The sequence below is a fragment of the Mesorhizobium sp. M8A.F.Ca.ET.021.01.1.1 genome (assembly GCF_003998025.1).
GTDB lineage: Bacteria > Pseudomonadota > Alphaproteobacteria > Rhizobiales > Rhizobiaceae > Mesorhizobium.
On record NZ_RZSJ01000423.1, the window covers coordinates 1 to 5,590 of the forward strand.

Annotated in this window: 7 protein-coding genes; 2 read left to right on the forward strand and 5 right to left on the reverse strand. The window is 63.1% G+C overall.

Annotated features, from left to right (window positions below):
• Both EOA36_RS25835 and EOA36_RS25840 read left to right on the forward strand, forming a co-directional pair.
• Window positions 1-604 (forward strand): MATE family efflux transporter (locus EOA36_RS25835; protein ID WP_245464466.1); only part of this gene is annotated, 604 nt, incomplete at its 5' end.
• Window positions 605-767: 163 nt separating this feature from the next.
• On the forward strand, window positions 768-1,124 hold the full coding sequence (locus EOA36_RS25840) for a VOC family protein (protein ID WP_127279975.1): 357 nt from the start codon (window positions 768-770) through the stop codon (window positions 1,122-1,124).
• Window positions 1,125-1,348: 224 nt separating this feature from the next.
• Here the strand turns inward: EOA36_RS25840 and EOA36_RS25850 are convergent, their stop codons facing one another.
• From EOA36_RS25850 to speB, 5 genes are all read right to left on the reverse strand, one after another.
• The gene (locus EOA36_RS25850) at window positions 1,349-1,783 is read right to left on the reverse strand and encodes a peptidylprolyl isomerase (RefSeq protein WP_127279976.1); all 435 of its coding nucleotides are present in this window, start codon (window positions 1,781-1,783) and stop codon (window positions 1,349-1,351) included.
• 285 nt (window positions 1,784-2,068) lie between these two features.
• Window positions 2,069-2,716, reverse strand: coding sequence for an amino acid ABC transporter permease (locus EOA36_RS25855; RefSeq protein WP_127279977.1), 648 nt, complete (start codon window positions 2,714-2,716; stop codon window positions 2,069-2,071).
• Window positions 2,713-3,369, reverse strand: a complete 657-nt coding sequence (locus EOA36_RS25860) for an amino acid ABC transporter permease (RefSeq protein WP_127279978.1) — start codon at window positions 3,367-3,369, stop codon at window positions 2,713-2,715. Before EOA36_RS25860 ends, EOA36_RS25855 begins: the two co-directional genes overlap by 4 nt.
• 6 nt (window positions 3,370-3,375) lie before the next feature.
• Window positions 3,376-4,185 carry a transporter substrate-binding domain-containing protein gene (locus tag EOA36_RS25865; RefSeq protein ID WP_127279979.1) on the reverse strand — a complete coding sequence of 270 codons (810 nt, stop codon included), beginning with the start codon at window positions 4,183-4,185 and terminating at the stop codon, window positions 3,376-3,378.
• A gap of 81 nt (window positions 4,186-4,266) precedes the next feature.
• A complete protein-coding gene (speB, locus tag EOA36_RS25870; RefSeq protein WP_127279980.1) occupies window positions 4,267-5,328 on the reverse strand; it encodes an agmatinase in 1,062 nt (353 codons plus the stop codon).
• Between the last annotated feature and the right edge of the window lie 262 nt (window positions 5,329-5,590).

The following is a 5,590-nucleotide window of genomic DNA, read 5'->3' on the forward strand; positions in this document are numbered from 1 at the left end:
CTTCAACGCGGCGGCGCTGCTGATGGGCCTGATCGACGCCGATTCGCTGGCCGCGCACGCGATCGCCATCCAGATCGCCTCGATCTCCTTCATGGTCCCGCTCGGCCTCAACCAGGCGGTGACGGTTCGGGTCGGACTGGCGCATGGCGCCGGCAATCCCGAGGGCGTGTCGCGTGCCGGCTGGACCGCCTTCGTCATCGGCGTTTCGTTCATGGCGCTGATGGGGCTGGTGATGGTGCTTTGGCCGCATCTCCTGATCAGCGCCTTCATCGACCTGGGCAATCCCGCCAATGCCAGGGTGATCGCGCTTGCCGTGTCGTTCCTGGTCTTTGCCGCCCTGTTCCAGGTCTTCGACGGCGCGCAGGCGGTTGCCGCCGGCATGCTGCGCGGCCTGCACGACACCAAGGTGCCGATGATCTATGCCGCGATCGGCTACTGGGGCGTCGGCCTGCCGCTCGGCGTGCTGCTCGCCTTCCATTTCGGCTTCCACGGCGTCGGCATCTGGATCGGCCTGTCATCGGGGCTGGCCGTGGTGGCGGCGCTGCTTCTGGCGCGCTGGCTGCGGCGCGACCGCATCGCGCCGTCGCTGGCGTTTGGACATTGAGACCACGGGTGCCGATAGCAAAGGGCCGCATGGCTCAACATCGCTGCTCATCAAATGGCGCTATCAGAAGCGCCGAGACGCCAGACCTGCCGAAATCGCGCCAAATGCGGAACTCACTCAATGTTCAAGCGTTGGCGGATTTCAATCAGGATTGAGGCACACGATGGATATCCAAGGTATTTACGCCGCTCTGGCCACGACGAATATGGCAGCGTCGGAGCGCTTTTACACACTCCTGTTCGAACGCCGGCCGGACGACCGTCCCATGGACAGCCTGATCCAGTGGCGTGGCGTCGCGGGCGCAAACATCCAGATATTTCTCAATGAAAGCAACGCTGGATCAAGCATGTGCACGATCGTCGTGCCAAACATGGACAAGGCCCGTGCATCGCTGGAACGCGTGGGCCTGACCCTGGGAAAAGAAAAAGCCGGCGATTTCGGCAGGGTGGCGCATATTCGCGATCCGGACGGCAATCAGCTCACCCTGGCCGAGCCACCCGGCGCCACCCAAGCACGATGAGGGGCCCCAACGCCGGGTGATTGCGTTCACCTTGTCATTCCTGGTCCTTGCCATTGGTTGGGCAATTCCCGTTTTCGTCTGGCTCAATCAGTTGCCGTCCGACGACGTCGCGCAGAGCAGCCTGCGGATATCGCCGAACCCGGCGATCGACCCGAACACCAGCGCCGCCACCGCGACGAAGAACACCGAACTTTCAGTCGTGATTCATCCCGTTGACGCCGGAACTACGCCGCCTGGACGATCTCGACCAGTTCAACGTCGAACACCAGGTCCTTTCCGGCCAACGGATGATTGCCGTCTAGCTTGACGCTGGCGTCGTTCACGCCGACGACCGTTACCGGCATGGGGCGCCCCTCGCTGGTTCTGACCTGCAATCGGGTACCGATATCGACATTGATGTTATCCGGCACGCGGGCGCGGTCGATGGTCATGACCGCTTCGGGGCGGTGGGGGCCATAGGCGGCTTCGGCGGGAACGGTGACGGTGCTTTTCGCGCCGACCTCCATGCCCTCGACATGGGTTTCAAGACCGGAGATCACCTGCCCTTCACCCAGGGTGAATTGCAACGGTTCGCCGCCGGAAGCGTCGAATTGAGTGCCGTCGGCCAGACATCCAGTATAATTGATGCGCACGGTGTCGCCATTCTTGGCCTGTGTCATGGCAGTTATCCTTTTGGGAGCTTTTTGAGGGGATCGGCCAGAGGTCACGGTCCCGTTTTCGATCATCCACGCACCAAAGTGCGCGGCGCGAAACTCTAAAACTAGGTGACCGGCTGCAGATGTAAAGCGCTGGAGCTGCCAAACGGCTTCTCCATGTGCCGCCTTCATTCGCGTGCGGCCTGCGCGATAATGCCCGCCGCCGGCCTTCAGCGCAGGTCAAGCCACCACCGAAATCACTCAATGTAGTCGCGGTCGATGTTGGCCAACGCAACGTGCTCTCGCGGCTCAGATCGCCGACGCTCGCTTCTCAAGTCTGCGCGCATATTGCGTCAGTGGAAAGCACATGACGAAGAAGATGAGCGCCACCAGTCCGTAGACTTTGAACGGCTCGAAAGTGGCGTTGTTGATGGCGTTCGAGGTCCGCACCAGCTCCTCGAAGCCGATGATCGAGGTCAGCGCTGTCGACTTGATCAATTGCACCAGGAACCCGACGGTCGGCGCGCGGGTGATGGCGAACGCCTGCGGCAGGATGATCAGCCTGAGTTCCTGCAGATAGTGCAGGCCGAGGCTGGCTCCGGCATCCCATTGACCAAGCGGCAGCGCGTCGACACCGGAGCGCCAGATCTCGGCCAGATAGGCGCTGGCGAAGAAGGTCAGGCCGAGCACGGCCGCCGTCCAGGGCTCGATGCGTAGGCCGAGCATCGGCAGACCGAAGAACATCAGGAAGAGCTGCATCAACAGCGGCGTTCCCTGGAACAGCGCGATATAGCCGGAGGCAAGGCGCCGGCTCCATTTGTTCCTGGAAATCCGCAGGAACAGCACCGCCATCCCGACCACGGCGCCGCCGACAAAGGCAGCCAGCGACAACAGCACCGTCCAGCGTGTGGCCAGCAGCAGGTTGCGCACGATGTCCCAGAGGGTGAACTCGATCATGACACGCCAGCTCCGAGCGCGCGGCGCCCGCCGGTGACCAGCAGCCGGCGCAGGGCCATCGACAGGGCGAGATAGACCAGCGTCACGACGAAATAGGTCTCGAACGAGCGAAAAGTGCGCGCCTGCAGCATGTCGGCCTCATAGGTCAGCTCGCGCACGGCGATCTGCGACACGACGGCCGACTCCAGCATCATGATGACGATCTGGCTGGTCAGCGCGGGATAAATCACCTTGAGCGCCTGCGGCAGTACGATCTTGATGAACACCTGGCGCGGCCGCAGCCCGAGTGCCAGCGCCGCTTCCGTCTGCCCGTGCGGCACCGCGTCGAGCCCGGCGCCGACGATTTCGATCGTATAGGCGGCCATGTTGAGCGTCATCGCCAGCATGGCCGCGAGGATCGGGTCGAGCCTGATGCCGAGGCTCGGCAGACCGAAGAAGATGAAAAACAGCTGCACCAGGAAAGGCGTGTTGCGCATCACCTCGACATACCAGGCGATGGCGTGGCGCAGCAGAGCGGGACCGTTTCGCCGTCCGGCGGCCCCCAGGATGCTGAGCAGCGTTCCCGCCAGCGTTGTCACGGCGATCAAAAGGATCGTCGTGGCGGCGCCGTGGGCGATGTCGCTCACGGCACCTGGAAGCCAGCCGAAGGCCACGGCAGCTCAATCCTTGAGGTTGTCGGGGTTGAGCGGCGTCTTCAGCCAGGCCTTCGAGCTTTCATCCAGCTTGCCGTCAGCCAGCATCTTGGCGACGGCATCGTTGACGGCCTTCTTGAGGGCATCCTCATTCTTGTTGAGGCCGATATGCGAGGGCGAGGTCAGAAGCTGGAACTTCTGTTCCGGCTTCAGCACGTCCTGCTTCGCCAGAACCTGGGCGCCGACATCGTTGCCGACGACCATCAACTGGGTCTGGCCGGAAATGAAGGCCTGGATCACCGAATTGTAGTTGTCGAAGCGCTTGATGTCGGCAGAAGCGGGCGCTGCCTCGGTGAGCGAGGTGTCTTCCAGCGTGCCGCGATTGACGGCGATCGACTTGTCGGCAAGGTCTTCCTTGCCCTTCACCGACATCGCCGCCGGACCGATCACCGCGATGTAGTACGGCGCGTAGGCGGCGGCGAAGTCGATGACCTGCTCGCGTTCCTTCGAGTAGCCGACGCTCATCAGGATGTCGACGCGGTGGTCGTTGAGGTAAGGGATGCGGTTCTGGCCGGTGACGGCCACGGTGTTGAGCTTCACCTTGAGCGTGTCGGCGATGTACTGCGCGACATCAATGTCGTAGCCCTTGAGGCTCATGTCGGCACTGGCCGAGGAGAAAGGCGGGAAGTCGGCGAAAACGCCGACATTGATGGTGCCGGCCTTGGTGATATCGGCCAGCGCGTCGGCCTTGGCCGCCTGCGTGGCGAGGCCGAGACCTGCCGCGCCCAGGACCAGGACGGCGGCGATGGATGATTTGAACGTCGATCGGATTGTCATTGTCATTCCCCTTCTGGATGCTTTTGATTGTTTGGGTCGGCCGCCGGCTCCAGCGCGGCGGCCGCCTTTGCTTTCCGGCCGTCAGGCTCCCTTGCCGGCGAGGGCCGGGCTGAACACCATCAGGCTCAGGATCTCGAACAGCACCTGCGCGCCGGCATGCGCGGTGTTGGTGGTCGCGTCATATTGCGGCGCCACCTCGACGACGTCGCCGCCGACGATGTTGAGGCCCTTGAGGCCGCGCAGCAGCTCGAGCACTTCGCGCGTGGTCAGCCCGCCGACTTCTGGCGTGCCGGTGCCCGGCGCGAAGGCCGGATCGACGCTGTCGATGTCGAAGGACACATAGGTCGGGCCATGGCCAACGATCTTGCGCGCCTTCTCGATGATGGCGGGAATGCCGAGCCCGGTCACCTCCTCGGCATGGACCACGGTCATCCCGGACTCGTAGGTGAACTCCCACAGATACTCGGCGGCGCCGCGTATGCCGATCTGGATGGTGCGCGTCGGGTCGAGCACGCCGTCCAGCACCGCGTTGCGGAACGGTCCGCCGTGGTGGAATTTGGTCAGGTCGAACAGCCCGCTGGTGTCGCAATGGGCGTCGATGTGGATGAGCCCGACCGGCGCCTTCTTGCCGACAGCCTTCAGGATCGGGTGCGTGATCGAGTGGTCGCCACCGACCGACAATGGGATGACACCGGCGTCGACGATCTGATTGATGCGCCGCTCGATATCCTCATGGCTGGTCTCCAGCCTGTAGCGGCTCTGGAACGGAACGTCGCCGATGTCGGCGACCCTGAGCTCATGCGTCGGCGCGCATTCCAGCACATGATTGTAGGGGCCGATGCGCTCGATGGCCCGCAATGCGCGCGGCCCGAAGCGCGAGCCCGGCCGGTTGGTGACGCCAAGATCCATCGGCACGCCAATGATCGCCACCTGCAGGTCACCAAAGTCCGGATTGTCAGCGGCGATTTCGCGATAAGGCGCCGTGAGGAACGTCGGGATGCCGGAATAGGGCGCCAGCCGCGTGCCGCTCTTGGAAAAGATCTTGTCGGCGACCTTGCGGAATTTCGGGTCGAACATCTCGCCGCCATGGCTCTCGCCATATTTGCGACGCAGCGCGTCGAGCTTGCCGCGATCGTATCCCATATCCGCTCCTCCTCAGGTGATGCAGTGTTGCCGTCGGTGATCTCGGGCGAACCGACCGTCATCCGGCCGGGCCGCTGTCCCGCTGGCTGAATGCAGATTTCACGTCTTGATGTTGTTCCAGGCAAAAGTGTCCGGCAGCCGCATTGAAAAAGCAATTGATATTGTTAGGGTGGTTTCTGTGAGAAAATCTCACAATGAAGCCGAGCGCCCATGGCCAAGCGCCTGCCACCTCTCAACCCGCTGCGCGCCTTCGAGGCCACGG

What these genes read in the sequence shown, in the direction of transcription:
- EOA36_RS25865 (WP_127279979.1), bottom strand. Translation starts at nt 4,185, where the DNA reads ATGACAATCCGATCGACGTTCAAATCATCCATCGCCGCCGTCCTGGTC.
- speB (WP_127279980.1), bottom strand. Translation starts at nt 5,328, where the DNA reads ATGGGATACGATCGCGGCAAGCTCGACGCGCTGCGTCGCAAATATGGC.
- EOA36_RS25855 (WP_127279977.1), bottom strand. Translation starts at nt 2,716, where the DNA reads ATGATCGAGTTCACCCTCTGGGACATCGTGCGCAACCTGCTGCTGGCC.
- EOA36_RS25840 (WP_127279975.1), top strand. Translation starts at nt 768, where the DNA reads ATGGATATCCAAGGTATTTACGCCGCTCTGGCCACGACGAATATGGCA.
- EOA36_RS25850 (WP_127279976.1), bottom strand. Translation starts at nt 1,783, where the DNA reads ATGACACAGGCCAAGAATGGCGACACCGTGCGCATCAATTATACTGGA.